Below are 26,939 nucleotides of genomic sequence, written 5' to 3' on the forward strand. Positions count from 1 at the left end.
CGTCCCCCATCCCGAACGTGAATGCGTCGCGCCAGGCTAACCGCTGAACGCGACGTTGAGCGATGTCGGTACAGACCCGGTACAGATCACTTTGTGTCACTCGCTGCGCGCGGCGGGCAGGTGCGGCAACCGGTCGGCGGCCACCACTCCTTCGAGGTATCCGCGGGCCCGTTCGGTGCGCGGATAAGCCTCCAGCAGCCGCCAGAAGCGCGGGCCGTGTCCGGGAACCAGGAGGTGGGCAAGTTCGTGGAGGAGTACGTAGTCGACGACGTACTCGGGCATGCCCTGCAGCCGGTGCGAGAGGCGGATACTGCCTTCCGCCGGAGTGCAGGAGCCCCAGCGGGTGTTCTGGTTGGTGACCCAGCGGACCGACGTGGGCCTGGCCCGGTCCTCGAAATACTGGCCCGACAAGCGCTCGGCGCGCTCGGTCAGTTCGGAGTCTCCGAGGATCCGCTTGCTCTCCTGGGCCGCGAGCTTGTCGAGCATCACGGTCACCCAGCGACGCTCCTCCGCCTCGGACATCCGGGCGGGAATGAGGACGATCGTGCGATCGCCCTCACGGTAGGCGGAGACCGTCCTGCTGCGCCGCGCGCTCCTGCGGACCTCGACCGCGCTCGCCCCCGGGCCGCGTGGCGGCTGGCTGGTCATGCTGCGCTTCGGGCTTGTGGCGCGGTGCAGTGGGTCGGCGGGCACGCCACGACGTTACCCGCTGTCAGTTGTTGAAGTCCCGCCCCCGTGATGGTTCCGACATGATCCACTCCGCGAGGTGCACCATTTGAACGACTAATGCCCCCTGCCTGTGGACAACTATCTGCGACGGTCGCCTTGCGCGGGCATTCTGACTGCACCGACAACGGGGGTTCCGGGAGAGATCCGGAAACAGATCGGGGACAGGGGGCACAGATGTATCCCATGGTGAAGCCCGCCTTGCGGCGCGGCTGGCGCGATCTTCAGACCGTGCAATTCGGAGTGACACCCGCGCATGCGGTGGTACTGGGTCCGGTGGACACCGCGACGGGGAGTTTCCTCGGCCTGCTGGACGGGACGCGCGGCATGGCGCTGCTGCGCGAGGAGGGCCGGGCGATGGGGCTGCCGGACGGTCACGTGGACGCGCTGGTACGGCGCTTGACAACGGCGGGACTGATCGACGACGCGACCGCCGGCGGACCGGGCGCCGAGGCCATACGGAAACGGACCGCCGCGCTGGAGCGGCTGCGGCCCGATCTGGCGTCGCTTTCACTGGTCCATCCGGAACCGGGCGGCGGGATACGGCGGCTGGCTTCGCGGCGGGCGCTGCGGGTGCAGGTGCGCGGGGCGGGCCGGGTCGGGGCGGCGATCGCAGCACTGCTCTCCGGATCGGGGGTGGGCCGGGTCGAGGTCATGGACGGCGGATGCACCGACGCGGGGGATGTCTCCCCCGGCGGGCTGCCGCAGGAATCCGTTGGAGACCGCAGAGACGCGGCCGCGCGGCGGACGGTGCGCAGTGCATCGCCGGACCGGGCCCCACGAGCCTCGGAGGTGTCGGAGATCACACCTGGGGCCGAGCCGGGTCTGCCGCTGGTGGTCGTCGCACCGCGGGACGGGCTCACCGCGTACGCACCGGATCCGGCCGTCGCCGATTCCTGGATCGCCTCTGGCACACCCCATCTGTACGCGGGGGTGATTGAGGGCACGGGCGTGGTCGGTCCGCTGGTGCTGCCCGGCGGGACCGCGTGCGCGGGCTGTCTGGAGCTGGAGCGGGCGGACCAGGATCCGGCGTGGCCGCGGATGCTGGCGCAGTGGCGGTCCGGGCGGGGGTGCGTGCCGGCGTGTGACCTGGCTCTCGCCTCGGCGGTGGCGGGACTGGCCGCCGCTCACGCGCTGGCTTTTCTGGACGGGGAGTTGCCGGCGAGTACGGGCACGCGCTGGGAAGCCGCTCTGCCGCTGCTGGACTGGCAGTCGACTCGGATCACACCACATCGCGACTGTACCTGTGGGGCCGCCCGGAACTATGAAGGGGAGCACTCCTCGGGGGCCAGGGAGCCACACGACACAATGGCCGGGTAACCGCCGTTCGCGGCGCGGCTGTCTGGGATTTGGAGGGGCGAATGTCTGATCTTCCCCGGAAGGCGGTAACCCGAACCGCCAAATTGGCCGCGCTGCCACTGGGCATCGCGGGCAGGGCGACGTGGGGTCTGGGAAAAAGGATCGGCGGTAAGTCCGCGGAGATTGTCGCGCGGGAACTGCAACAGCGCACAGCGGAGCAGCTGTTCAAGGTGCTCGGTGAGCTCAAGGGCGGTGCCATGAAGTTCGGGCAGGCGCTGTCCGTCTTCGAGTCGGCCCTTCCCGAGGAGGTCGCCGGACCGTACCGGGCCGCGCTGACCAAACTCCAGGAAGCGGCGCCGCCGATGCCGACGCGCACGGTGCACTCGGTGCTGGAGCGGCGGCTCGGCGAAGAGTGGCGGGAGCTGTTCCTGGAGTTCGAGGACAAGCCGTCGGCCGCCGCCTCGATCGGCCAGGTGCACCGGGCGGTATGGCACGACGGCCGGGAGGTCGCCGTCAAGGTGCAGTACCCGGGGGCCGGAGAGGCACTCCTTTCGGACCTCGCTCAGCTGAGCCGGTTCGCGCGGCTGCTGGGACCGCTGATTCCCGGGATGGATATCAAGCCGCTCATTTCCGAGCTGCGCGACCGGGTGTCGGAGGAGCTGGACTACGAGCTGGAGGCTCAGGCACAGCGCGCACACGCGGCGGAGTTCGCCGACGACGGGGATGTCGTGGTGCCCGATGTGGTGCACCAGAGCGACCAGGTGCTGGTGACCGAGTGGATCGACGGGATACCGCTGGCCGAGGTGATCGCCGACGGCACGCCCGAGCAGCGGAACAGGGCCGGACAACTGCTCGCCCGCTTCCTGTTCTCGGGCCCGGGCCGTACCGGACTGCTGCACGCGGACCCGCATCCGGGGAACTTCCGGCTGCTGCCCGAGGCGGGCGGCTGGCGGCTGGGCGTACTGGACTTCGGCACGGTGGACCGGTTGCCGGGCGGGCTGCCGAGGACCATCGGCGAGTCGCTCCGGATGACGATCGAGGGCGACGCCGAGGCGGTGTACGAGCTGCTGCGCGAGGAGGGGTTCGTCAAGGAGTCGATCGAACTGGACCCGGACGCGGTGCTGGACTATCTGCGACCGATCATCGAGCCGGCCGAGGCCGAGGAGTTCACGTTCTCCCGTGGGTGGATGCGCAACCAGGCGGCGCGCATCGCCGATCCCCGTTCGCCCGCCCACCAGTTGGGCAAGCAGCTCAACCTGCCGCCGGCCTATCTGCTGATACACCGGGTGACGCTGAGCACCATAGGAGTGCTCTGCCAGCTCGGGGCGGAGGTCCGGCTGCGGGACGAACTGGAGGCGTGGCTGCCCGGGTTCCTGCCCGAGGCGGAGGAGGAGGAAGGAGAGGACCGGGCGGTCAGGGTCTGAGGGGGTGGCCGGTTACCACCAGGACGAATCGAGCCGGCTTTCGATCGCCCTGAGGTTGGCCCGGGCGCAGTCGTCGCAGAAGTAGAGACGGCGGCCGTTCTCCATCGAGCAGGTCCAGGTCGGCGGTGCTCCCTCAGCGGACGTCGCACCGCAGCGGGAGCACACGACGGTCTCGGTTTCGGCACCCGGCTTCCCAGGGTCAGGAGTCTGCTGGTCCACCTCCCAGACGATATCGCCGTGCGCGCTCGGCGGCCGTCCGCAACGCACCGTGGGGCCCGGTCCGTTCGGACCGGGCCCCACGGGAGATGCCTTGACTAGTTCATGACCGCCATGGCCAGCGCACGGCGGGCGCGCATCGAAACGCGCTCGGCGCGGCGCTGCATGCGGCGAGCGGCGACCAGGCGCACGGCCTGGCGTTCCGCGTCGGCCTCACGCATGCGGTCGTGCATATGCGCACGAGCCATGGCTTCTGGGATGAGTTGCATTTCGCGGGTCCTGTTCTGACGCGAGGCGTTCGCGCCGATGGTGGTGACGTCTGAAGTCGCGGAGCCGGACGGCTCGCTGGTGGAGGGGGTCATCGGGGCCTGCTTCTGGGGATCGTGCGTATGCGGTCGGTCGATGGTTCCGGTGATGTTCATGCCGCAACCGGGTTCTTGCGCGGACGGCCACGCGGACGCTTGCGGGCGACGACGACGCCCTGGACGAAGAGCTCGCCACCCCAGACACCCCAGGGCTCGCGGCGCTCCTTGGCACCGGCGAGGCAGGCCTCGACCAGCGGGCAGGTGCGGCAGAGCGACTTGGCGTACTCGACATCGGCCGGCGACTCGGCGAAGAAGACCTCCGGGTCGTACGAACGGCAGGGGACGGGCACGCCGAGGTTCTCGATGGCGTCGTCGAGCGCGGTGAGCGCGGTGAGCGGAGTCAAGGTGGAGTCCTCCGGGACATCGGGCTGGGAGATCGGGCGGGAAGGCGGTACGGACGGGGCGTGCGCTTCGAGTTGCACGGTGGTTTCTTTCCTCGTCTGGTCGGTCCGGCCTGTGGGCCGGGTGTCGGCAGGTACCGGGTGCTGCTTGTCCCGAGGCCCCTTCGCTCTGTCTCATCCGTGCGGACAAAACAGAAGGGCCGCGGATCCCGGGTGGGGTTCCGCGGCCCTGAAGGCGCCTGCCTGATCCTGGATCAGGCTGGATCACTCCAGGGTTCGAGCCCACGGAAGGCCCACATCGTGTGGTGCTGCGTCGTCTGCTTCTTGGATCCGGCACCGGCTGCCGCAAAGGCATAGGCCCGAGCCTGTGCCGCTGCTACTGCTGCTTCCGGTGCCTGGGTCGGTCGCTCATTGCGCTCCCGCACGGGGAGGCTCGCCAGGGCCACAGGGCTGACGGCGGAAATGCCGGACAGACCGGTGCCACGGAGCGAAGAGCCGAGCGGGCAGGTGGCGACGACCGAGCGATCGGTCATTTTGGTAAAGGTCATGAAGCTGGTCACTGGTCTCGCCTCCTCTCGGCGTCTCGGGGAGCCCCCCAAGGGGGCCTTCTCCCATGCGTATTCGGATAAGTACAGCACGAAGACAGGGCTTCAGAGAAGCCGCTGTTCCCGTGGTTAAGAACCTATGGGGCTTCGCAGGGCATGCGCAAACTATTTTTTCGACGAGTTTGCATCAGTCCTCCTCGTCGACTCCCCCAAGCTCCTCACCTGCGCAGATGGCCAGCACATCGGTGCCGAAGCGCTCGACTTTACGTCCGCCTACGCCGGAGATCTGCTGGAGCTCAGCCTCGCTGCCCGGCACCGCCTCGGCGATCGCCATCAGCGTCTTGTCGGTGAAGACGCAGAACGCGGGCTGGCCCAGTTCCTTCGCCTGGCCGACGCGCCACTCGCGCAGCCGCTCGTAGAGCGCCTCGTCCATGTCCGAGGGGCAGTCCTCACAGCGCATCAGTTTCATCTCGCCGGCGTCGGTCAGCGTCCGTCCGCAGACCCGGCACTGGACCGGCCCCCGGCGCCCACGCTTGCGGCCGCTGCCCCGCTCCACTCCACCGGCGTCCACCGCACCCCCGCGGGTGCCCGTCGCCGGCGAGCCGGGGCGCAGCCCGTTCAGGAAGCGGCTGGGGCGGCGCCCGGCGCGGCCGCCCGGAGAGCGGGACAGCGCCCAGGACAGGTTCAGATGCAGCCGCGCCCTGGTCACCCCGACGTAGAGGAGCCGCCGCTCCTCCTCGACCTGCTCGTCGGTCTTGGCGTACGTGATCGGCATCATTCCCTCGGTGAGACCTACCAGGAACACGGCGTCCCACTCCAGGCCCTTGGCCGCATGGAGGCTGGCCAGGGTGACGCCCTGGACGGTGGGGGCGTGCTGGGCGGCCGCGCGCTCGTCCAGCTCCGTGATCAGGTCGGAGAGAGTGGCCGAGCCCCTGGCCTTCGTAAAGTCCTCCGAGAGCCGGACCAGCGCGGCGAGCGACTCCCACTGGTCGCGGACCGCGCCCGAGCCTGCCGGGGGCTGGGTGCTCCAGCCGTTGCCGCTGAGGACCGCGCGCACCTGGGAGGGCAGGTCGACGACATCGTCGAGCAGCGGGTCGTTGTCCCCGAAGCGGGCGGCGCTGCGCAGGCCCGCGATCGCCTTGCGCACCTCCTGCCGCTCGAAGAACCGCTCCGCGCCGCGCAGCTGGTAGGGCACTCCGATGTCGGCGAGCGCCTGTTCGTACACCTCGGACTGCGCGTTGATCCGGTACAGCACGGCGATCTCGCCCGCCGGGACTCCGGCCGCGATCAGGTCACGGATCCGCCGGGCGGTGCCTTCGGCCTCGGCCGGCTCGTCCGCGTACTCCGTGTAGGCCGGATCGGGGCCGGGCTCGCGCTGCGAGATCAGCTCGAGCCGGTGCTCCGCGGCACGGCCCTCGGCCTGGCCCAGCAGACCGTTGGCCAGATGCACCACCTGCGGGGTGGAGCGGTAGTCACGGACCAGCTTCACCACGGTCGCGTCGGGGTGGCGGGTACGGAAGTTCAGCAGGTGGTCCGGGGTGGCGCCGGTGAACGAGTAGATCGTCTGGCTCGCGTCACCGACCACGCAGAGGCTGTCCCGGTCCCCGAGCCAGAGTTCGAGCAGCCGCTGCTGGAGCGGGCTGACGTCCTGGTACTCATCAACCACGAAGTGCTGGTACTGGCGGCGGATCTGGTCCGCGATGTCGTGCCGGTCCTGGAGGATGCCGACGGTCAGCAGCAGCACGTCCTCGAAGTCGATCATCGCCCGGTCGCGCTTGAGCTGCTCGTACAGGCCGTAGACCTGGGAGATCTCCGCCGGGTCCCGCGGTGCCTCGCGGCCCGCTTTCACCGCGGCCGCCGGATAGTCGGCGGGGACGGTCTGGGTAACCTTCGCCCACTCGATCTCGCCCGTCACGTCCCGCAGCTCATTGCGGTCGAGGCGGATCCGGCAGCGCGCCGCGGCCTCGGCGACCAGCTGGACCTTGCGCTCCACGAGCCGCGGCAGATCGCCGCCGACGGCTTTCGGCCAGAAGTACTGGAGCTGGCGCAGGGCCGCGGAGTGGAACGTCCGGGCCTGGACGCCGCCCGCCCCCAGCTCGCGCAGCCGGCCGCGCATCTCGCCCGCGGCGCGGTTGGTGAAGGTGACGGCCAGCACACTCGCGGGCTGCAGTATCCCTGCGCGCACGCCGTACGCGATCCGGTGGGTGATCGCCCGCGTCTTGCCCGTGCCGGCCCCCGCCAGCACGCACACCGGACCGTGCAGGGCCGTGGCCACCTCGCGCTGCTCCGGGTCGAGCCCGGCGAGCACCGCGTCAGGTGAGTCAGGAACCTGCGGGAAGGGGGAGGAGTGCGTTGCTGCTGTCACACCGCCATGCTGCCAGGTCCACGGAGGCGCTTGGTTCACGTTGTCCACAGGGGGACGGGTGCAGTCGTACAAGTGCGGGAATGGTGACCGGGTCGCGTACGTTCCCCTTCATTGCGGCCACGCACCGACATACCCGAGCGAACCAGAGGAGCGCGAGAGACCATGCAGGGACCTGTGACGATGTACAGCACCACCTGGTGCGGCTACTGCCGCCGGCTGAAGAGCCAGATGGACCGCGAAGGAATCGCGTACACCGAGATCAACATCGAGCAGGACCCGGCCTCCGCGGCCTTTGTCGAAAAGGCGAACGGCGGCAACCAGACCGTGCCTACAGTTCTATTCGCTGACGGATCGACGCTGACCAACCCGTCGCTGGCGCAGGTCAAGCAGAAGGTCGGTGCCTGACCCGAGGGCGGACCGGACAGGAGCGTCCGTACCCCCGGTGCCGATGGGCACTCGGGGGTACGGACGCGCCGCGCAGGCCGGGCCGGCGCATTGAGCGCTATCACACAGGTGTACCCGGAATCGGGATGAACCCCGGGCCACAAGCCGATGCGAGGTTGGCGCCGGTGAACGGAGTGGGGCCGTAGGTGCACACAGCCTGGTAGCCCAGTCCGTCGGTGGTCATCAGGTTCACGAACAGCAGGCGCACGGTGCTGGTACTTTCGGTGGCCGACACAGCGGTGTCCACCACACACTGCGGGGCACCGGGCAGGACTTCCAGGTTGATCCAGGCTCCCACGTTCCGGCTGTCGTTGAGGAACGCATTCCCCTCCCAGTTTGTCGCAGACCGGAACTGGGTGCCTTGAAGAGGTCCGGAGTCCACGACGGCGGAGCTGATGTCGAGTTCGTTCCGGCCACATTTGTCCCCATGGCCGTCGTCGCTCTGCGCGGCGGTCGCCGGCGCGGCCATGAGGGCCCCGAAGAGTACGGCTCCGGTGACTGCCGAAAGACCTCTGGCAGCCCATCTCAGACTGCCGGACGGGCCATCGGCACGTCGTGGGCCCCTGCGCTCGGAGTTCATTCGCTGATTTCTCCCTGTGCGAGAACGAGGACCACCCTGCGGTGCCGAAGGGGTTGCTCTCTTCCGCTCACTGCCCCGGGCGCGCGTGGCGATCTATGGCGAAGTCGAAGATCCCCCGAGCAGCACACGCGAGAGCATCATCGTCTTGATGATCACTCAAGGGGAGCAACGCGGTGCCTCGAACAGTCCAGCCGACGGACGAGGGACGGGACGGTCAGTGCAGCGGCTTCGGCAGCGGCTTGCCGTACCAGAGCTCGACCAGGCGGGCGGCGATCGAGATACCCGACGGAGGCAGGATCTCCCCGGACTCGATCGCGGCCCGCAGGTCTTCGCGCGAGAACCAGCGGGCCTCGTGGATCTCTTCGCCGTCCACGTTGATCACAGAGCCCTCGGGCGACGCGGCACGGGCCATGAAGCCCAGCATCAGGCTGGACGGGAACGGCCAGGGCTGGCTGGCGACGTACTCGACCCGGCCGACCGTGACACCCACCTCCTCGAACACCTCCCGCGCCACCGACTGCTCGATCGACTCGCCCGGCTCCACGAACCCGGCGAGCGTCGAGAAGCGGCCTTCCGGCCAGTGCATCTGGCGGCCCAGCAGCGCACGGTCCTCAGCGTCCGTCACCAGCATGATCACGGCCGGGTCGGTACGCGGGTAGTGCTCGGCGCCGCACGCCTGGCAGCGGCGGATGTGCCCGGCCGCCGCGACGACCGTGCGCTCGCCGCAGCGCGAGCAGAAGCGGTGCAGCCGCTGCCAGTTCTCCAGGGCGACCGCGTGCACCATCAGGCCCGCGTCCCGGGGGGACAGCAGCAGCCCGGCCTCGCGGAGTCCGGCGGGACGGGCCGACTGGTCCATGCGGCCGGGCAGCGCGTCCTTCTGCAGCGCGAAATAGCTGACCCCGTCGTCGTCCGTACCCAGGAAGTAGCGGTGCGTCTCGGTCGGCGGGGCCTCGAAGGCCGGCGTCATGACGAGTGCGGTGCCGCCGTCGGGGGTGTCGTCGACCAGCACCTGCCCGCCGGATACCACGAAGACCCGGGTCGTCGGGTGGCTCCAGGCGGCGGCGAGCCATGCCTCGTCGAGGCGGTGGTGGGCGGCGCGCTCGATGCCGCTCGGGGCGGTGAGCCCGATCGGCCCGAGCGGCCCGGCCGACCCGGCCGGCGCGGTCGGTCCGGTCGGCACGGTCGGCGCGGCCGGCGCGGTCGGCACGGTCGGTCCGGTCGGTACGGTCGGACGGTCGGCGACGGTCTCGGGGCGGCCGTAGTGGTCGGTCGAGGTGCTCACAGGTGCTTCCAACTCCCCCGGTGGATGTGGGTGGTACGGGCTGCTCAGGCGCTGCGCCAGGTGGCGGCGAGGTCGCCCCAGAGGTAGGCGGTGGTTTCGACGCCCTTGAGGAGCAGGTCGAGTTCGACCTTCTCGTTGGGGGCGTGCCAGCCGTCGGAGGGTACGGAGATCCCGAGGAAGAGCACCGGCGCGCCGAGCACGTCCCGCAGGTCGGCGGCCGGCCCCGAGCCCCCTTCACGGGTGAAGAGGATCTGTCGGCCGAAGGCCCGGCCCATGGCGCGTACGACCGACTGGAGCGCGGGGTGGTCCAGCGGGGTCAGGCAGGGGCGGGTCGCCGCGCCGAAAGTGATCTTGTGGCGGATGCCGTCCGGGACCTGGGTGGCGACCCAGTCGCGTACGGACTGCTCGATCCGGTCCGGGTCCTGGCCGGCGACCAGTCGGAACGACAGCTTCAGCTGGGCGCTCGACGGGATGATCGTCTTGCCGCCGGGACCCTGGTAACCGCCGCCGATGCCGTTGACCTCGGCGGTCGGACGGGCCCAGATCCGTTCCAGGGTGGTGAGACCGGCCTCCCCGAGGGTGCCGTACGACTTGGCCGTACGCAGCCACTCGGCCTCGTCGAAGGGGAGCGCGGCGAACAGTTCGCGCTCCCGCTCGGAGAGCTCGACGATGCCGTCGTAGAACCCGGGGACGGTGACCCGCTCGTCGGCGTCGTGCAGGGCCGCGACCAGGCGGGCCGCGGTCGTCGCCGGGTTGGGCACGGCGCCGCCGAAGGAGCCCGAGTGGATGTCCTGGTCCGGTCCGTACAGCTCGATCTCGCAGTCCGCGAGTCCGCGCATGCCCGTACACACGGTCGGGGTCGTCTCCGACCACATGCCGGTGTCGGAGACGATCACGGTGTCGGCGGCGAGGCGCGCCGCGTGCTGTTCGACCAGGGCGCGGAAGTGCGGCGACCCGGACTCCTCCTCGCCCTCGACGAGCAGCTTGAGGTTCACCGCGGGGGCGGTCCGGCCGGTGGCGGCGAGGTGGGCCCGGACCCAGGGTGTGGAAGAAGACCTGGCCCTTGTCGTCGGCCGCGCCGCGTCCGTACATCCGGCCGTCGATGACCTCCGGCTCGAACGGGTCCGTGTGCCAGCCGTCCTCGTGCGCGGCGGGCTGTACGTCGTGGTGGCCGTACACCAGCACCGTGGGCGCGTCGGGGTCGCCGGAGGGCCACTCTGCGAAGACCGCGGGTGCGCCGTCGGTCGGCCAGACCTCGGTGACCGGAAAGCCGGTCTCCGCGAGCTTCGCCGCCAGCCAGTCGGCGCTGCGCCGTACGTCCGCGGCGTGCTCCGGCTGCGCCGACACGGACGGGATGCGCAGCCAGTCGGCCAGGTCGGCGAGGAAGGCGGCCCGGTTCTGTTCTATGTACGTACGGACGGCGCTGTCCGGGGTGTCGCTCATGCCCCGAGCCTATCTGCCCTGTTCCACCCGGCTTTCCTTACCCAGCAGGATGCGCTCCAGCCCGGCCCGGCCGGGCAGGTGGGCGGGGCGGACCACTTCGCCGCTGCGTACGTAGAGGAAGGCGGCACGGACCTCGTCCGGGGGGAGGTGGTGCTGTTCGGCCCAGGCGAGCCGGTAGACGGCGAGCTGGAGCGGGTCGGCCGTGCGTGCGTGGCTGGTCTTCCAGTCGACGATCTCGTACGCGCCGGTGTCGTCGTCGCGGTAGACGGCGTCGATCCGGCCGCGGATCACCCGGCCGGCCAGGGTCAGCTGGATGGGCACCTCGATGCGGTGGGGGGTGCGGCCGGCGAACGGGCTGCGCTCGAACGCCGCCTTGAGCGCCTCCAGGTCGCGCTCGTCCGCGATCTCGGCGTCGGTGCCGGGCAGCTCGTCCGGGTCGAGCATCGGGAGCTGCAGCTCCTCGAACCGTGACTCCACCCAGGCGTGGAAGCGGGTGCCACGGCGGGCCGCCGGCTGCGGCGGGCTGGGCATGGGGCGGGCCAGCTCCTGCGCGAAGCCGTCGGGGTCGGCGGCGAGGCGCAGCAGCTGGGACGCGGAGAGGGCGGGCGGCAGGGGGACGTCACGGACGGTGGCGCGGGCCCGGCGCAGCTCGCCGGTGAGCGCGTCGAGGTCCCGGTCCCAGGACGCGAGCAGGCGGGCCTCCTCGCCCACGAGGCGCTCGCGGGGGGCGGGGACGCGGTGCGGGGGCGCGGCGCCGGGGGGCCTTTCCCCAGCCCCGCCCCTCCCCGAACCCGTGGCCAAGCCCCCGGCCCCCCGAGCACCCGCTCCGCCGCGCCGCCCATCGGCTGCGCCGGCGGATCCGGACGCCGGGGCCCCGAGGCCCCCGGCGCCGGCTTCAACGCGCCGTGCATCGGCTTCCCCGGCCGGCTCGGAACCCGGGGCGCCGGGGGCGTCGGCGGGCGCTTCGCGGTGCCGTGTGTCGGTCCCGCCGGCCGTCGCGGGCCATGGGTCCTCCGGGTGGGGGGGCCAGTCCTCGGGGTCCTCTGGGTAGGGGGGCCATGCCTCCGGGTCCTCTGGGTCCTCCGGGGGGTGTTCGTCGTACGGGGCGTCCTCGTGCGCGGGCGCGGCCAGGTGGGTCAGGACCGTTTCTGCCGCCTTTCTGCGGCGGGCCAGGGAGGTCGGGTCCAGGGGGAGTGGCCAGGCATGGTCCGCCGCTGCCGCGCGCAGGGCCGGGTTCTCCTCGTCCTCGTCCGGCTCGTCCGCCCACGCCTCGATCTCGCCGTGCCCGGCGACGCAGTGGTCGTACAGGGCATGCAGGAACGGGGAGGGGCCGCGTGGGCGCTTCTGGGTGGGGCCCCACCAGTGGCCGGAGCCGAGCAGCAGAGAGCGGGGGCGGGTGAAGGTGACGTACCCCAGGCGCAGTTCCTCTGTCGCCTGGTGGGACTTCATCGCGTCCTTGAAGGCCCTCACGCCCTTCGCGTCCCAGTCCTGCACGTCCGGCAGGGTTTCCGCGTCGCCTCGCAGCCCGTGCGGAAGGACCTTCGGCTGGGCAATCCAGGACTCTCGCCCCTGCTCGCTCGGGAACTGCTTGGCAACCAGCCCCGGCACGGCCACGACGTCCCACTCCAGGCCCTTGGACTTGTGCGCGGTGAGCACCTTGACCGTGTTCTCACCGCCCGGGAGTGCGTTGTCCAGGCCCTTCTCGTACTGGGCGGCCGTGCGCAGGAAGCCGAGGAAGGCGAGCAGGCTCGCCTGTCCGTCGAGTGCCGCGAAGCCCGCCGCGATGTCGAGGAAGTTGGAGAGCGTCTCGCGGCGGCGGGCGGCCAGGGCGTGCGGCGAGGCGGAGAGTTCCACGTCGAGGCCGGTGGTCGCGAGCACCCGGTGGAGTACGTCCATCAGCGGGTCGGCCAGCGAGCGGCGCAGGTCGCGCAGTTCGGCGGCGAGGCGCGCGAACCGCACGCGGGCGTCGGTGGAGAAGGGGAGGTCGTCGTCCGTGCCGTCCGACTCCAGAAACGTGTCCAGGGCGTCCGCCAGCGAGATGACCTCGAACGGGTCGACGCCTTCCACCGCCTCGGCCAGGCGGCGGTCGGGGTCGTCGTCCTGCCCGGCCGTTTCGTACCGTACGAGCTGCCGCGCCCGGCGCCCCAGCAGCGCCAGGTCCCGGGCCCCGATCCGCCAGCGCGGGCCGATCAGCAGCCGGACGAGGGCGGCGTTGGCGCCGGGGTCCTGGAGGACCTCGCAGACCGCGACCAGGTCGGCGACCTCGGGCAGGTGCAGCAGCCCGGACAGCCCGACGACCTCGACCGGGATGTCACGGGCGACCAGTGCGCCCTGGATCTCGGCGAAGTCGCCCGCGGTGCGGCACAGCACCGCGATCTCGCCGGGCTCCTTGCCCGTACGGACGAGATGGGCGATCGAGTCGGCCAGCCAGTCCAGCTCCTCGGCGTGGGTCGGCAGCAGCGCGCAGCGGACGATGCCGTCGCGCTCGGCGCCGGGCGCGGGGCGCAGCGCCTCGACGCCCTCGTGCAGGGCGCGCAGCGGGGCGGCGAGGCCGTTGGCGAGGTCGAGGAGACGGCCGCCGCTGCGGCGGTTCTCGCTGAGCGAGAACCGGTCGGCGGGGCGGCCGTCGGCGTACGGGAAGTGGTCCGGGAAGTCGTCGAGGTTGGCTACGGACGCGCCGCGCCAGCCGTAGATCGCCTGGCAGGGGTCGCCGACCGCGGTGACCGCGTGGCCGCTGCCGCCGCCGAACAGGCCGGAGAGCAGGAGCCGCTGGGCGACGGACGTGTCCTGGTACTCGTCGAGCAGGACGACCCGGAATTCGTCGCGCAGCATCCGGCCGACCTCCGGGCGGGTGGTCGCGAGCTGCGCGGACAGCGCGATCTGGTCGCCGAAGTCGAGGAGGTCGCGGCTGCGCTTCTGCTCGCGGTAGCGGGTGGTGAGTTCGAGCAGTTCGAGCCGGGCCGCGGCCGCCTCCGGGACCTTGCGCAGATCGGCGTTGGTGAGCTTGGCGTGCGCGAGGGTGTCGAGCAGCTCGGTGTCGTACGTCCGCAGGCGGCCGGGGTCCACCAGGTGCTCGGCGAGCTCCGCGTCCAGCGCGAGGAGGTCGCTGACCAGGGAGGGGACGGATTTGGTCAGCGCGGGATACGGGCCGGGCGCCTCCCGCAGCACGCCCGCGGCGAGCTGGAAGCGGGTGGCGTCGGCGAGCAGCCGGGCTGACGGCTCCAGGCCGATGCGCAGGCCGTGGTCGGTCAGCAGCTGTCCCGCGAAGGCGTGGTACGTCGAGATGCGCGGCTCGCCCGGGGGGTGGGAGGGGTCCAGGTCCAGCGCCTCGGGATCGGTGACCCCGGCCCGTATGAGCGCGGTCCGTACGCGTTCGGCCAGCTCGCCGGCGGCCTTGTTGGTGAAGGTCAGGCCGAGTACCTGCTCGGGGGCCACCTGCCCGGTGCCGACCAGCCAGACCACCCGGGCGGCCATCACCGTCGTCTTGCCGGAACCGGCTCCGGCCACGATGACCTGCGGGGCGGGCGGCGCGGTGATGCAGGCCGTCTGCTCCGGGGTGAACGGGATGCCGAGGAGCTCTTTGAGCTGCTCGGGGTCGGTGATGCGTGCGGACACCCGGGAGAGGCTATCCGGGCCCACTGACAATCCGGCTCGGGCGACGCGGGCTCGGTGGCCGGCTCGCGGGCGGCCGGGGCACGGGTGGCCTGGCGACCGGGCACGCGTGGGGCCGGCCGACCTCCGGGCACGGGTGGCCGGCTCGCGGGCGCGCGTGGGGCCGGCCGACCTCCGGGCGCGGTCACCGGCGAGGCGCCGGGCGGCCGCCGGGCGGTGTGCTGAGCATCACCCCGGTCATCCCGGCCACCCCGGTCATGCGCTCCGTCACTCGACGATCTGCCGGCCCTCCGGCTGCGCGCTGCACGATGCCCGGAAGGAGCAGTGCGTGCAGTGCTGGCCCGTGGCAGGCGTGAAGCGCTCGTCGAGGACGCGCCCCGCCGCGGTCGCGAGCAGGTCGCCCACCCACTCCCCCGTCAGCGGCTCCTGTGCCTGCACCTTGGGGACGCTCTCGCCGCCGTCCTTCTTGGCCGCCCCTTGGCGCAGCTGGACGAGTTCGGCTCCGCCCGGCGGCGGGCGCAGGCCGTCGAACGCCTCGTCCACCGCGCCCTCGCGGACCGCGAGCTGATAGACCGCCAGCTGAGGGTGGCGGGCGACCTCGTCCTTCGTGGGGGTCTGCTTGCCGGTCTTGAAGTCGACGACGTACGCGCGTCCCTCGGCGTCGGTCTCCACGCGGTCCATCGAGCCCCGGATCCGTACCTCGAACTGACCGGCTTCGAGCGTCACGTCGAAGTCGTGCTCGGTGGCGAGGGGGGTGCGGCCCGCGCGGTCCATGACGTGCCAGCGCAGGAACCGCTCCAGCGCGGCTCGCGCGTTCTCCTTCTCCTGCAGCGACTTCCACGGCGCGTCGAAGGCGAGCCCGTCCCAGACCGAGTCGAGCCGCTCCATGAGGACGGCGAGGTCGGCGGGCGTCCGGCCGGAGGCGACCTCGTCGGCCAGGACGTGCACGACGTTGCCGAACCCCTGCGCGGCCGTGGCCGGCGCGTCCGCCTTCACCTCGCGGCCCAGGAACCACTGGAGGGAGCAGGTGTTGGCGAGCTGGTCCAGCGCGCTGCCGGACAGCGTGACCGGCTTGGTCCGGTCGCGCAGCGGGACCGCGCTGTGCGTCGGCTCGTACAGGCCCCACCAGCGGTACGGATGCGCCGCCGGTACGAGCGGCCTGCCCTCCTCGTCGCTGAGAGCGGCCAGTCGCGCGAGCCGTCGGGCGGCGGCGTCGCGCAGCGCGGCGGAGGCGTGCGGGTCGACGGTTGTGGCCCGCAGCTCGGCGACGAGCGCGGCGACCGAGAGCGGGCGGCGGGGGCGGCCGGTGACGTCCTTCGGCTCGACCCCGAGTTCGGTGAGGAAACGGGAGGGCTGGTCGCCGTCGTCTGCCGGTGCCTTGACCGCGGTGACGACGAGGCGTTCGCGGGCGCGGGTCGCCGCGACGTAGAAGAGCCGTCGCTCCTCGGCGAGGAGTGCGCCGGGGGTGAGCGGCTCGGCGAGTCCGTCGCGGCCGATCCGGTCCGCCTCCAGCAGCGATCCGCGGCGCCGGAGGTCGGGCCACAGGCCCTCCTGTACGCCGGCGACGACGACGAGCCGCCACTCCAGACCCTTGGCCCGGTGCGCGGTCATCAGGCTTACGGCGTCGGGGCGGACCGCGCGCTTGCTGAGCGTGTCGGCGGCGATGTCCTCGGCGTCCAGTTCCGCCAGGAGGTTGAGTGCGCCGCGTCCGCCGGTGCGCTCCTCGGCGCGGGCGGCGGTGTCGAAGAGCGCGCAGATCGCGTCGAGGTCGCGGTCGGCGTTACGGCCGGACGCGCCGCCGCGGCGCGCGGCGCGCTCCAGCCGCTGCGGCCAGGGGGTGCCGTTCCACAGCTCCCACAGCGCCTCTTCGGCGGTGCCGCCGCCTTCGAGCAGCTCGCGCGCCTTGCGGAGCAGCGCGCCGAGGCGCTGGGCGCCGCGGGCGTACGCCGGATCGTGCGCGACCAGCCGCTCGGGCTCCGCGAGGGCGCGGGCCAGCAGCTCGTCGGACGGCGGGGGTACGCGGTTGCCGGCGGCCCGCTCCTCGTCGCGCAGCGCCCGGCCGAGCCGCCGCAGATCGGCGCCGTCCATCCCACCGAGAGGCGACCCGAGCAACTCAATGGCGGTCTCGACGCCAAGCCACCCATCCGTCCCGTCGCCCCGGTCGCCCGGAGCAGGCTCCGAGACCTCCGCAGCCGCACCGCCCCCAGGTGCGCCGGCCACGGCCGGGGCCGGTGGGGCGTCCGCCGGGGTGGCTGTGGCCGGGGTGGGCAGGGACGCCTCCGCCGCTGCTCGTAGCGCCGTCAGTAGTGGGGTCACCGCTGGTTCGTGGCGGAGGGGAACGTCCGCGCCGTCCGTTTCCAGGGGGACGCCCGCCGAGGTCAGCGCGCGGCGGATGGACGGGATCGTACGGCCGCCCGCGCGGACCAGGACCGCCATCTCGCTCCAGGGGACGCCGTCCTCCAGGTGGGCCCGGCGCAGCAGGTCCGCGATGTTGTCGAGTTCGGTGCCCGGCGTCGGGTACGTGAATGCCTCGACGCGGCCGCCGTCACGGACCGGGGCGAGTTCTCGGTGCGCCCTGACCTTCTCCGCCGGCAGCCGGGTCAGCGGCATCCGGCGGGTCAGCAGCCGGGTCGCCGCCAGCAGGGCGGCTCCCGAGCGGCGGGAGGTGGTGAGGACCTCGACGGGGCCGGGGCTGCCGTCGGTGCGGCAAAAGCTGTGCGGGAAGTCGAGGATGCCGTTGATGTCGGCGCCGCGGAACGCGTAGATCGACTGGTCGGGGTCGCCGAAGGCGACCAGCGTGCGGCCCTGGCCGGCGAGGGCGTGCAGCAGCCGGACCTGGGCCGGGTCCGTGTCCTGGTACTCGTCGACGAACACCGCGTCGTACTGCGCCCACAGCCGCTGCGCGACCTCCGGGCGCTCGGCGAGCAGCACCGCCCGGTGGACCAGTTCGGCGTAGTCCAGAACGCCCTGCAGATCGAGTGTGTCGAGGTACTCGGCGAGGAAGGTGGCGGCGGCCTCCCAGTCCGGCCGCCCGGTCCGCGCCGCGAAGGCACCGAGCGCATCCGGTCCGAGGCCCAGTTCGCGGGAGCGCGCGAGGACCGCCCGTACCTCGTCCGCGAAGCCGCGCGTGGTGAGGCAGGCGCGGAGTTCGTCCGGCCAGCGGATGTGCTGCAGCTCCAGCTGGCCCGCCAGGAGCTCGCGTACCGCCACGTCCTGCTCCGGGCCGGAGAGCAGCCGCAGCGGATCGGCGAACAGGTCGCTGTCCTGGTGGGCGCGCACCAGGGCGTAACAGAAGGAGTGGAAGGTGGTCGCCAGCGGCCCGGGCGCACCGCCCAGCCGCAGCGCTGTCCGGTCGCGCAGTTCCACCGCCGCCTTGCGGCTGAAGGTGAGGACCAGGATGCGGTGGGGATCCGTGCCGGCCGCGACCCGCGCGGCGACCGACTCGACCAGGGTCGTGGTCTTGCCCGTGCCCGGTCCGGCGAGGACCAGCAGTGGTCCGCCGGTGTGGTCAACCACAGCGCGCTGACGTGCGTCCAGAAGAGGAGGATCCACCGGCCTCGGCGGGGTACGCACCAGTCGGTACGCGCCGGGGGGCCGCTGCCGTGTCTCACGACGGTGCGGTGGCATGTGCCGAGTGGAGGGGAAGGAGCTCACGTGGGTCGCCGGTCCTGGTGGGTGTGCGGGGTGGTGGCGGCGTGCTGACTGGGCCGCGTGCAGGAGACGCTACGCCAGCGGGAGCCGGGGGCGCAGCGAGTCCGCCGGGTACCCCGTACGGTCCTCAGGCCCCCCACGGCACCGCCGGATGGCGGAAGCTGTCAGGTGTGAGCTTCGCCCGTTCCGCCGTAGCCGCTGTGTCCGCTGCCGTGTCCGCAGCCGTCACCGCCGCCGCCGTCCCACCGCGCCCGCTTCATGTCGACGCGCGGCAGGTGGCTGTCCGCCCCGCGGCCGGCCTCGCGCAGCGGGGTTCCTTCGGCGCGGTAGTGGTCGAGGGCGCGCAGCTCGTGTCCGGGCAGCAGCACCCCGTCGGCCCGTATGACCCGCCACCACGGGACGGCTCCGCCGTACAGCGCCATCACCCGGCCCACCTGCCGGGGCCCTCCCTCGCCGAGCCACTCCGCGACATCGCCGTACGTCATCACCCGGCCGGGCGGAATCCCCTCCGCCACTTCCAGCACCCGTTCCGCGTACTCGGGCAGCTCCTCGCTCATCCGTCCCATACTGCCGCACCCCGCCGACAGTGCCGCCGGGCGCGTGTCACGTCGTGTGTAACGTCGTGTGTTACGTATCGCACGCCTGCGCAGTGCACCCTGATGCCCCCCTGTGGCGCCCGGCCGTGCCACCATCATCCGGGCGGTGACCGGTGATACGAGATCAAGAAGAGACGGCGAAGGAGCAGGGCGTGCAGCCTCCGCAGACGGAGACGGCCCCTGACGCCGAGTCACGCCCCGACGTGCCCGCGGCGGCAGACGAGACCGCGCCCGAAGCCGCCGCCGAGTCGGCGCCCGAAGCCGCGGACGAAACCGCGAGCGACCCCGCACGCCGGCCGCCCGACGGCACGGACGACGACGCCCACGCCGACCACGTCGAGGGCGACGAACCGCTGCTCCCCGCCCGCGTGCACCGCCCGTCCGACCTGGTGCGCCTGCTGGTCGGCATTCTCGGCGTCGCGGTGGTGCTCGCCATCGCGGCCTTCGCGCACGGCACGACCGAGGGCCTGGAGCAGGACATCAGCAAGGGCACGGGCCAGGCGCCCGACCTGCTGATCAAGATCGCGGGCCTGGTCTCCAGCATCGCCGTACTCCTCGTACCAGTCGCCTTCGCCATCGAGCGGCTGATCAAACGCGACGGACTGCGCATCGCGGACGGCGTACTCGCTGCCGTCCTCGCCCACGGCGTCACCCTCGCCACCGATCTCTGGGTGGCCGAGGCCGCCCCCGGCACCATCCGCGACGCCCTCACCCAGCAGGCCGTCGGCGACGCGCTCACCGATCCCGTGCACGGCTATCTCGCGCCCGTCATCGCCTATATGACGGCCGTCGGGATGACCCGCAGACCCCGCTGGCGGGTCGTGTTGTGGGTGGTACTGCTGCTCAACGCCTTCGCGATGCTGGTCAGCGGCGACACCACGCCGTTCTCGATCATCCTCACCGTGCTGATCGGCTGGACCGTCGCGTACGGGACGCTGTACGCGGTCGGCTCCCCCAACGTCCGCCCCACCGGCCGGACCCTCCTCGCCGGACTGCGCCACGTCGGCTTCCGCCCCGTCAGCGCGATGCGCGCGGAAGAGGTCCCCGACTCCGCCGACCACGGCGACCGCGGCCGCCGCTACCTGGTCGCCCTCGAGGACGGACCGCCGCTCGACGTCACCGTCGTGGACCGCGAGCAGCAGGCGCAGGGCTTCTTCTACAGGGTGTGGCGCCGCGTCACGCTGCGCGGCATCACCCAGCGCCGCAGCCTGCAGTCGCTGCGCCAGGCGCTGGAGCAGGAGGCGCTCCTCGCGTACGCGGCGATCGCCGCCGGCGCCAACGCCCCCAAGCTGATCGCCACCTCCGAGCTGGGCCCGGACGCGGTCATGCTCGTGTACGAGCACCTCGGCGGCCGCTCGCTGGACTCGCTGGCCGACGAGGAGATCACCGACGAGCTCACGCGCAGCGCGTGGCGCCAGGTGAAGGCCCTCCAGTCGCGGCGCATCGCGCACCGCCGGCTGGTCGGTGACGCCGTTCTGGTGGATCGTTCCGGCACGGTGATCCTGACCGACCTGCGCGGCGGCGAGATCGCCGCGAGCGACATCGTCCTGCGGATGGACATCGCGCAGCTGCTCACCACGCTCGGCCTGCGGGTGGGCGCCGAGCGCTCGGTCGCGGCGGCGGTCGCGGTGCTCGGCGGCGACGCGGTCGCGGACTGTCTGCCGCTGCTGCAGCCGATCGCGCTGAGCCGCTCCACCCGCGCGACGCTGCGCAGGCTGGGACGGGAGCGTTCGCATCGCGAACGCGAAGCGGTCCTGGAGGCGTCGCGGTCCGGCAGGGCGGGGGCGGCGGACGAGGAGAGCGGGGGCGCGAGACCTGTATCCGCGGAGAAGCAGGCCGGGAAGGCCGTGAAGTCCGCGAAGGCCGGGAGGAAGGCCGAGAAGCGGGCCCTCGACGAGGCGCTGGACGAGGCGCGCGAGGAGGATCTGCTCACCCAGATCCGAGGCCAGGTGCTGCTCATCCGGCCGCAGGCGCCCGTCGAGCCGGCCCGGCTGGAGCGGATCAAGCCCAAGACGCTGGTCAGCTTTATCGCCGGCGCGTTCGCCGCGTACTTCCTGCTCTCGCAGCTCACCCACATCGAGTTCGGCATGCTCCTGGACAGGGCCGAGTGGGGCTGGGTGGCCGCGGCCGTCCTGTTCTCCGCGCTCAGCTATGTCGCGGCCGCGATGAGCCTGCTGGGCTTCGTGCCCGAGCGGGTGCCGTTCGTACGTACCGTCCTGGCGCAGGTCGCCGGATCCTTCGTGAAGCTGGTCGCACCGGCGGCGGTCGGCGGTGTGGCGCTCAACACCCGCTTCCTGCAGCGCTCGGGCGTACGCCCGGGTCTGGCCGTGGCGAGCGTCGGCGCCTCCCAGCTGTTCGGCCTCGCCAGCCACATCCTGCTGCTGCTCGCTTTCGGCTATCTGACGGGGACCGAGAAGACGCCGTCCCTCACTCCCTCCCGGACGGTGATCGCGGGCCTGCTGACCGTCGCCGTGCTGGCTCTGGTGGTGACGGCGATCCCGTTCATGCGGAAGTTCGTGGCGACGCGGGTCCGCTCGCTCTTCGCCGGGGTGGTGCCGCGCCTGCTGGACGTACTCCAGCGGCCGCAGAAGCTGCTCACCGGCATCGGCGGCATGCTGCTGCTGACCGGCACCTTCGTGATGTGCCTCGACGCGTCGATCCGCGCCTTCGGCGGGAGCGAGACGATCAGTTACGCGAGCGTCGCGGTGGTCTTCCTGGCGGGCAACGCACTGGGGTCGGCGGCGCCGACGCCGGGCGGTGTGGGCGCGGTGGAGGCGGCCCTCATCGCGGGCCTGATCGCTGTGGGGCTGGAGAAGGAGATCGCGGTGCCGGCCGTGCTGCTCTTCCGGCTGATGACCTTCTGGCTGCCGGTGCTGCCGGGCTGGCTGTCCTTCAACCACCTCACCCGCAAGGGCGCGCTCTAGGCTCCGGCGCAGCGCTCCGGAGCCACCCGCATGGCCCCTGCCCCGCGCGCGCTGTAGGGGCGGGCGCCGCACGATGGATTCATGCCGACTTCCACCACCCCGTGCACCGCCACCCTGCGCGCCACCACCCTGCGCGCCGCTGCGCTGGCCGCCGCCGTCGCTCTGCTGGCGCTCACCGGGTGCTCGGACGACAGCGGCAATGGCCAGGACCTCGGCAAGCAGCAGCTCGACTGGCAGGACTGCCCGGCCCCCTCGACCGCCGAGGGCGGCGGGCCCGCGCCCTCGCCGCTGCCGGGCGGCGCCGAGTGGCAGTGCGCCACCGTCGCCGTCCCGCGCGACTACGCCGAGCCGGACGGCGAGACGGTCGACATCGCCCTGATCCGCGGGCAGGCGCGCGACCAGGACAGGCGCATCGGCTCGCTGATCTACAACTTCGGCGGACCCGGCAGCTCGGGCATCGCCACTCTGCCAGCCGCGGCGAAGGACTACGAAAGACTCCGGGAGCGGTACGACCTGGTCAGCTTCGACCCGCGCGGCGTGGGCCGCAGCGCGGGTGTGAAGTGCGAGAACGACCGGCAGCTCGACGCGTACTACGCCCAGGACGCCACCCCGGACGACGCCACCGAGGAGAAGATCCTCACCGACCACATCAAGACGTACGCCGCGAGCTGCGAGAAGAACTCCGGGGCCGTGCTCCCGTACGTCGGGACGTTGAACGCCGCCCGCGACCTGGATCTGATGCGCCAGGTCCTCGGCGACGACAAGCTGTACTACTTCGGTTTCTCGTACGGCACCGAACTGGGCGGCGTGTACGCCCACCTGTTCCCGAAGAAGGTCGGCAGGGCCGTCTTCGACGCCGTGGTCGACCCCACCAAGGACTCCGAGCAGGGCTCCCTCGGCCAGGCCAAGGGCTTCCAGCTGGCGCTGGACGGCTTCGCCCAGGACTGTGTGGACCGGGGCGACGAGTGCCAGCTCCCGGGCAGCACCGCCAAGGAGATCGAGGAGAACATCGTCGAGTTCCTCCAGCAGCTCGAGAAGAAGCCGATCACCGGCATCGGCGAGCGCGAACTGACCCAGTCCGCCGCCACCAACGGCATCGCGCAGGCCCTCTACTCCAAGGAGTACTGGCCGCTGCTCGAACAGGGCCTCGACGAGGCCGACGGCGGCAACGGGCAGCTCCTGCTCGCCCTGTCGGACGCCTTGAACGGCCGCAACCAGGACGGCACGTACAGCAATCTGGGGGCCGCGAACACGGCCATCAACTGCGTCGACTCCAAGGACCGTTACACCCTCGCCGAGACCAAGGCGAAGCTCCCCGTGTTCCGGGCCGCCTCGCCCGTCTTCGGCGACTGGCTGGGCTGGTCGATGCTGAGCTGCACCAACTGGCCGGTGCCCGGTACGTGGGAGCACCCGGACGTCAGCGCGCCGGGCGCGGCCCCGATCCTGCTGATCGGCACCACCGGTGACCCGGCGACACCGTACGAGGGCACTCGGAAGATGGCCGACGCGCTGGGCAAGGGCGTGGGCGTCGAGGTGACGTACCGGGGCGAGGGCCATGGCGCGTACAACGGCGGCAACAGGTGCGTGCAGGCGGCCGTGGACGGCTACCTGCTCCGGGGCAGGGTCCCGGCGGCCGGGACAGTCTGCGAGTAAACGCCCCAGGAGCCCGGGAGCCCGGCAGGCCAGGAACCCGTGAGCCTAGGATGTCGAACATCTGTCCTTGTTCCTGTCCTGTTGTTCAGCTGGGGGTCCGGTCTTGTCGAGGTTGGTACGGACGGCAGCGCTGGCCGGGCGCCGGTCCTCGTCGTCGGCGGTACGGGCGATCCGGCCACGCCGTACGAGGGCGCGCAGCGGATGGCTGACGAGCTCGGCCGCGGGGTGGGCGTGCAGATCACGTACCGGGGCGAGGGCCACGGCGCCTACACCACGGGCAACGCCTGCATCGCCAGGGCCGTGGACCCGTACTTCCTGGAGGGCAGGGTCCCGGCGTCGGGCACGACCTGCTCGTAGCGTGCACATGTAAGGGGCCGGTCCGCACCACCCGGTGCGGACCGGCCCCTTACGCGTAACAACAGGTCCTAGTAGATCGGCTTCTCCGGCTCGATCTGGTTGACCCAGCCGATCACGCCGCCGCCGACGTGTACCGCGTCCGCGAAGCCCGCGGACTTCAGCACCGCCAGGACTTCCGCACTGCGGACACCCGTCTTGCAATGCAGGACGATCCGCTTGTCCTGAGGCAGGTCCTGGAGGGCGGTGCCCATCAGGAACTCGTTCTTCGGGATCAGCCGGGCGCCGGGGATCGAGACGATCTCGTACTCGTTGATCTCGCGGACATCGATGATGTCGATGTTCTCGCCGTCGTCGATCCACTCCTTGAGCTGCTTGGGAGTGATCGTCGCGCCGAGCGCCGCCTCCTGCGCCTCCTCGGACACGACGCCGCAGAAGGCCTCGTAGTCGATGAGCTCGGTGACGGTCGGGTTCTCGCCGCAGACCGCGCAGTCGGGGTCCTTGCGGACCTTGACCTGGCGGTACTGCATCTCCAGGGCGTCGTAGATCATCAGGCGGCCGACCAGCGGCTCACCGATGCCGGCGAGCAGCTTGATGGCCTCGTTGACCTGGATGGAGCCGATGGACGCGCAGAGCACGCCCAGCACGCCGCCCTCGGCGCAGCTGGGGACCATGCCGGGCGGCGGGGGCTCCGGGTAGAGGCAGCGGTAGCAGGGTCCGTGCTCGGACCAGAAGACCGAGGCCTGCCCGTCGAAGCGGTAGATCGAGCCCCAGACGTACGGCTTGTTCAGCAACACGCAGGCGTCGTTGACGAGGTAGCGGGTGGCGAAGTTGTCCGTGCCGTCGACGATCAGGTCGTACTGGGAGAAGATCTCCATCACGTTCTCGGCTTCGAGCCGCTCTTCGTGAAGGACCACGTTGACGTACGGGTTGATCCCCAGCACCGAGTCGCGGGCGGACTCGGCCTTGGACCGGCCGATGTCGGCCTGGCTGTGGATGATCTGGCGCTGCAGGTTCGACTCGTCGACCTCGTCGAACTCCACGATGCCGAGCGTGCCCACGCCCGCGGCGGCGAGGTACATCAGGGCGGGCGAGCCCAGGCCGCCCGCGCCCACGGCGAGCACCTTGGCGTTCTTCAGCCGCTTCTGCCCGTCCATCCCGACATCGGGGATGATCAGGTGGCGGGAGTACCTGCGGACCTCATCGACGGTGAGCTCAGCAGCCGGCTCGACCAGGGGTGGCAGCGACACGGGGACTCCGTAGATCGGTAAGTCAGTACGGTTGTTCTCTCCGTAACACTGCCACGCCCTCCTTCATTCCGAGACACCCGGTCCGATACGCGAGACGATTTCGTCCCAGTAGCCGGGCAGCGCCTCCCAGGGATCGGTGAACCCGCCGCGGTCCGTGCGGTCGGTGAAGTAGATCGTCCCGGCCCCCTGCCAGCGGGCGATGCGCATGGCCTCCTCCAGATGCGTGCGGGGGACGCCGTGGACGAAGTGGCAGAACCGCTCGGGCGGGTGGTCGGCCGTCCACTCCGCCACCTGCGACCAGCGGTACTCGCTCCACGGCCCGGCGAACGTGACCAGCTGGTCGGCGGTCTCGGCGTAGCCGGCGTACGGATGGGTGCCGTGGCCGAGCACCAGATGGCCCCCGTTCAGGAGCGAGCGCAGGGCGTTCGTGGTGCGGCGGACCTCCGGGAGGGCCGCCCGCTCGGTGGGACAGCGGTCCAGGCGGAAGCCGTCCACCCGGTACCAGTCGTGGAACCGGTGGGCGTCGGAGACCAGCTCCCCGAAGGAGCGCGTCCCGTACGCCATGTCGAGATGACCCAGGACGCGGGTCCCCGCGTTGCGCAGCCTGCCCGCGGCCTCCAGGCAGTGCGGGTCGGGCCGGTCGCCGGGCCCGTTCGCGACGTTGAGCACGGCCCAGTGCAGCGGCGTTCCGGGGCGGGTGAGTTCGGCCCACTCGACCGGCGCGATCAGGGGGTGGGCGTAGCCCGGGATGCCGAAGCCCAGGCTTCCCGCATCGGTGGCGGCGCGCTGGGCGCCGGTCGTGGTCAGATGCGGCATGCCGCCTCCATCCAGATGTCGGCCAGGGACTCCTCGAGGTTGATCCGGGGCCGCCAGCCGAGCCGGTCCCGCGCGGTGCGCACATCGGCCTGCTGCCAGCTGCCGCAGCCGTCGGGGTACGGGTACGGCGGCGGGGCACCGAGCTGTTCCAGGGAGGGTTCGGAGCGGGGGGCTCCGATGGACGCGCCCAGGCCGCCGGGGCGTCCGGCGGGCGCGTCGAGTTCGTGCAGGGAGCCGCCGTAGCCGGCCACCCTGGCGAGTACGGCGGCCGCGTCCCGCAGCCGTACCGCACGGCCCGTGCCGATGTTGACGACACCCTGGGCGGCGGAGAGCGAGGCAGCGTGCACGGCGCGGGCGACATCCCGTACGTCCACGAAGTCGCGCTGAACCCCGAGGCCGCTGAGCTTCAGCTCACCGTCGCCGGACTGCATCGCGCGGCGCATCGCCTCGGCGAGGCGGCCCAGCGGTGAGCCGGCCGGGGTGCCGGGGCCGACCGGGGAGAAGACGCGCAGGACGACCGCGTCCAGTCCGGAGCCGAGGACCAGTTCGGTCGCGGCGAGCTTGCTCACGCCGTACGGGCCGCCGGGGCGGGGTACCGCGTCCTCGGCGGTGGACGAGCCGGGCTGGCTGGGCCCGTACTCGGCGGCACAGCCGAGCTGCACCAGGCGCGCCCCGCAGCCGCTGCGGCGCAGCGATTCGCAGACGGTGGCGACGGCGACGGTGTTGTGCCGGGTCAGCTCGCGCGCCCCGCCGCGGGTTGCGCCGGAGCAGTTGATCACCACCCCGGGATGGACGGCGTCCAGGAAGCGGGTCAGCGCACCGGGGCTGCCGGTGGCGAGGTCGAACCGGACGTCGGCGTCGTCGCCCCGGCCCAGTACGGTGAGCTGGACGGCGGGGTCGGCGAGCAGCCGGTCGGCGACGTAGCGGCCGAGGTATCCGTTGGCTCCGAGCAGCAGCGCCCTCATCGTGCGGCCCCTTGGTGCCGACGGGCCGGTGCGGGTGGTTGGGCGGTCATCTCAGTTTCTCCTTCTGGTGTTGCGATGGGGGGTGCTG

At 71.9% G+C, this 26,939-nt stretch carries 18 protein-coding genes and 2 pseudogenes; 6 read left to right on the forward strand and 14 right to left on the reverse strand.

Annotated elements, in window-relative coordinates:
• Nucleotides 1–96: 96 nt before the first annotated feature.
• A complete protein-coding gene (locus NLX86_RS26735; RefSeq protein ID WP_254374352.1) occupies nucleotides 97–693 on the reverse strand; it encodes a M48 family metallopeptidase in 597 nt (198 codons plus the stop codon).
• 210 nt (nucleotides 694–903) lie between these two features.
• On the opposite strand from NLX86_RS26735, the gene NLX86_RS26740 reads away from it, so the two are divergent.
• Nucleotides 904–2,046: a ThiF family adenylyltransferase gene (locus NLX86_RS26740; RefSeq protein WP_254374353.1), complete on the forward strand. Its 1,143-nt coding sequence runs from the start codon at nucleotides 904–906 to the stop codon at nucleotides 2,044–2,046.
• Between the two features lie 41 nt (nucleotides 2,047–2,087).
• Nucleotides 2,088–3,449, forward strand: a complete 1,362-nt coding sequence (locus NLX86_RS26745; RefSeq protein ID WP_254374354.1) for an AarF/ABC1/UbiB kinase family protein — start codon at nucleotides 2,088–2,090, stop codon at nucleotides 3,447–3,449.
• Between the two features lie 314 nt (nucleotides 3,450–3,763).
• Here the strand turns inward: NLX86_RS26745 and NLX86_RS26755 are convergent, their stop codons facing one another.
• From NLX86_RS26755 to NLX86_RS26770, 4 genes are all read right to left on the reverse strand, one after another.
• Nucleotides 3,764–4,087: a hypothetical protein gene (locus NLX86_RS26755; RefSeq protein ID WP_254374356.1), complete on the reverse strand. Its 324-nt coding sequence runs from the start codon at nucleotides 4,085–4,087 to the stop codon at nucleotides 3,764–3,766.
• A complete protein-coding gene (locus tag NLX86_RS26760) occupies nucleotides 4,084–4,452 on the reverse strand; it encodes a WhiB family transcriptional regulator (RefSeq protein ID WP_254374357.1) in 369 nt (122 codons plus the stop codon). The genes NLX86_RS26755 and NLX86_RS26760 overlap by 4 nt, the downstream gene beginning before the upstream one ends.
• Nucleotides 4,453–4,625: 173 nt before the next feature.
• Nucleotides 4,626–4,919: a hypothetical protein gene (locus NLX86_RS26765; RefSeq protein WP_254374389.1), complete on the reverse strand. Its 294-nt coding sequence runs from the start codon at nucleotides 4,917–4,919 to the stop codon at nucleotides 4,626–4,628.
• 184 nt (nucleotides 4,920–5,103) lie between these two features.
• On the reverse strand, nucleotides 5,104–7,281 hold the full coding sequence (locus tag NLX86_RS26770; protein ID WP_254374358.1) for an ATP-dependent DNA helicase UvrD2: 2,178 nt from the start codon (nucleotides 7,279–7,281) through the stop codon (nucleotides 5,104–5,106).
• A 162-nt stretch (nucleotides 7,282–7,443) separates the two neighbouring features.
• Here NLX86_RS26770 and NLX86_RS26775 point away from each other — a divergent pair, with 162 nt between their 5' ends.
• The gene (locus NLX86_RS26775) at nucleotides 7,444–7,686 is read left to right on the forward strand and encodes a mycoredoxin (RefSeq protein WP_254374359.1); all 243 of its coding nucleotides are present in this window, start codon (nucleotides 7,444–7,446) and stop codon (nucleotides 7,684–7,686) included.
• A 100-nt stretch (nucleotides 7,687–7,786) separates the two neighbouring features.
• On the opposite strand, the gene NLX86_RS26780 is transcribed toward NLX86_RS26775, so the two are convergent.
• From NLX86_RS26780 to NLX86_RS26805, 6 genes and pseudogenes are all read right to left on the reverse strand, one after another.
• Nucleotides 7,787–8,194 carry a hypothetical protein gene (locus NLX86_RS26780; RefSeq protein ID WP_254374360.1) on the reverse strand — a complete coding sequence of 136 codons (408 nt, stop codon included), beginning with the start codon at nucleotides 8,192–8,194 and terminating at the stop codon, nucleotides 7,787–7,789.
• A gap of 325 nt (nucleotides 8,195–8,519) precedes the next feature.
• Complete coding sequence (nudC, locus tag NLX86_RS26785; RefSeq protein WP_254374390.1) at nucleotides 8,520–9,485, reverse strand: NAD(+) diphosphatase; 966 nt, start codon at nucleotides 9,483–9,485, stop codon at nucleotides 8,520–8,522.
• Between the two features lie 146 nt (nucleotides 9,486–9,631).
• Nucleotides 9,632–11,030 (reverse strand): annotated as a pseudogene (locus NLX86_RS26790) (dipeptidase).
• 9 nt (nucleotides 11,031–11,039) lie between these two features.
• Nucleotides 11,040–14,645, reverse strand: coding sequence for a UvrD-helicase domain-containing protein (locus tag NLX86_RS26795; protein ID WP_254374361.1), 3,606 nt, complete (start codon nucleotides 14,643–14,645; stop codon nucleotides 11,040–11,042).
• Between the two features lie 264 nt (nucleotides 14,646–14,909).
• Nucleotides 14,910–18,269 (reverse strand): ATP-dependent DNA helicase, encoded by a 3,360-nt coding sequence (locus NLX86_RS26800; RefSeq protein WP_302061801.1) that lies wholly within the window; start codon nucleotides 18,267–18,269, stop codon nucleotides 14,910–14,912.
• 188 nt (nucleotides 18,270–18,457) lie between these two features.
• Nucleotides 18,458–18,859, reverse strand: coding sequence for an MGMT family protein (locus tag NLX86_RS26805; RefSeq protein ID WP_302061802.1), 402 nt, complete (start codon nucleotides 18,857–18,859; stop codon nucleotides 18,458–18,460).
• Nucleotides 18,860–19,002: 143 nt separating this feature from the next.
• Here NLX86_RS26805 and NLX86_RS26810 point away from each other — a divergent pair, with 143 nt between their 5' ends.
• From NLX86_RS26810 to NLX86_RS26820, 3 genes and pseudogenes are all read left to right on the forward strand, one after another.
• The gene (locus NLX86_RS26810) at nucleotides 19,003–21,813 is read left to right on the forward strand and encodes a lysylphosphatidylglycerol synthase transmembrane domain-containing protein (protein ID WP_254374364.1); all 2,811 of its coding nucleotides are present in this window, start codon (nucleotides 19,003–19,005) and stop codon (nucleotides 21,811–21,813) included.
• A gap of 81 nt (nucleotides 21,814–21,894) precedes the next feature.
• Nucleotides 21,895–23,466 (forward strand): alpha/beta hydrolase, encoded by a 1,572-nt coding sequence (locus NLX86_RS26815; RefSeq protein ID WP_254374365.1) that lies wholly within the window; start codon nucleotides 21,895–21,897, stop codon nucleotides 23,464–23,466.
• A 132-nt stretch (nucleotides 23,467–23,598) separates the two neighbouring features.
• Nucleotides 23,599–23,823: pseudogene (locus tag NLX86_RS26820) on the forward strand (alpha/beta hydrolase); the annotation flags it as partial.
• A 68-nt stretch (nucleotides 23,824–23,891) separates the two neighbouring features.
• Here the strand turns inward: NLX86_RS26820 and moeZ are convergent.
• The 3 genes from moeZ to NLX86_RS26835 form a co-directional block, all read right to left on the reverse strand.
• Nucleotides 23,892–25,070: an adenylyltransferase/sulfurtransferase MoeZ gene (moeZ, locus tag NLX86_RS26825; RefSeq protein ID WP_254374366.1), complete on the reverse strand. Its 1,179-nt coding sequence runs from the start codon at nucleotides 25,068–25,070 to the stop codon at nucleotides 23,892–23,894.
• Between the two features lie 63 nt (nucleotides 25,071–25,133).
• A complete protein-coding gene (locus NLX86_RS26830) occupies nucleotides 25,134–25,886 on the reverse strand; it encodes a spherulation-specific family 4 protein (protein ID WP_254374367.1) in 753 nt (250 codons plus the stop codon).
• A complete protein-coding gene (locus tag NLX86_RS26835) occupies nucleotides 25,874–26,851 on the reverse strand; it encodes an NAD(P)-dependent oxidoreductase (protein ID WP_254374368.1) in 978 nt (325 codons plus the stop codon). The genes NLX86_RS26830 and NLX86_RS26835 overlap by 13 nt, the downstream gene beginning before the upstream one ends.
• Between the last annotated feature and the right edge of the window lie 88 nt (nucleotides 26,852–26,939).

Source organism: Streptomyces sp. A3M-1-3, assembly GCF_024213665.1.
Classification (GTDB): Bacteria; Actinomycetota; Actinomycetes; order Streptomycetales; family Streptomycetaceae; genus Streptomyces.

Coding starts and splice junctions, on each gene's coding strand:
- NLX86_RS26830 (WP_254374367.1), bottom strand. CDS start 25,886: ATGCCGCATCTGACCACGACCGGCGCCCAGCGCGCCGCCACCGATGCG.
- NLX86_RS26745 (WP_254374354.1), top strand. CDS start 2,088: ATGTCTGATCTTCCCCGGAAGGCGGTAACCCGAACCGCCAAATTGGCC.
- NLX86_RS26780 (WP_254374360.1), bottom strand. CDS start 8,194: ATGGCCGCGCCGGCGACCGCCGCGCAGAGCGACGACGGCCATGGGGAC.
- NLX86_RS26740 (WP_254374353.1), top strand. CDS start 904: ATGTATCCCATGGTGAAGCCCGCCTTGCGGCGCGGCTGGCGCGATCTT.
- NLX86_RS26800 (WP_302061801.1), bottom strand. CDS start 18,269: ATGCCACCGCACCGTCGTGAGACACGGCAGCGGCCCCCCGGCGCGTAC.
- NLX86_RS26775 (WP_254374359.1), top strand. CDS start 7,444: ATGCAGGGACCTGTGACGATGTACAGCACCACCTGGTGCGGCTACTGC.
- NLX86_RS26815 (WP_254374365.1), top strand. CDS start 21,895: ATGCCGACTTCCACCACCCCGTGCACCGCCACCCTGCGCGCCACCACC.
- NLX86_RS26835 (WP_254374368.1), bottom strand. CDS start 26,851: ATGAGGGCGCTGCTGCTCGGAGCCAACGGATACCTCGGCCGCTACGTC.
- NLX86_RS26805 (WP_302061802.1), bottom strand. CDS start 18,859: ATGGGACGGATGAGCGAGGAGCTGCCCGAGTACGCGGAACGGGTGCTG.
- NLX86_RS26765 (WP_254374389.1), bottom strand. CDS start 4,919: ATGACCTTTACCAAAATGACCGATCGCTCGGTCGTCGCCACCTGCCCG.
- NLX86_RS26755 (WP_254374356.1), bottom strand. CDS start 4,087: ATGAACATCACCGGAACCATCGACCGACCGCATACGCACGATCCCCAG.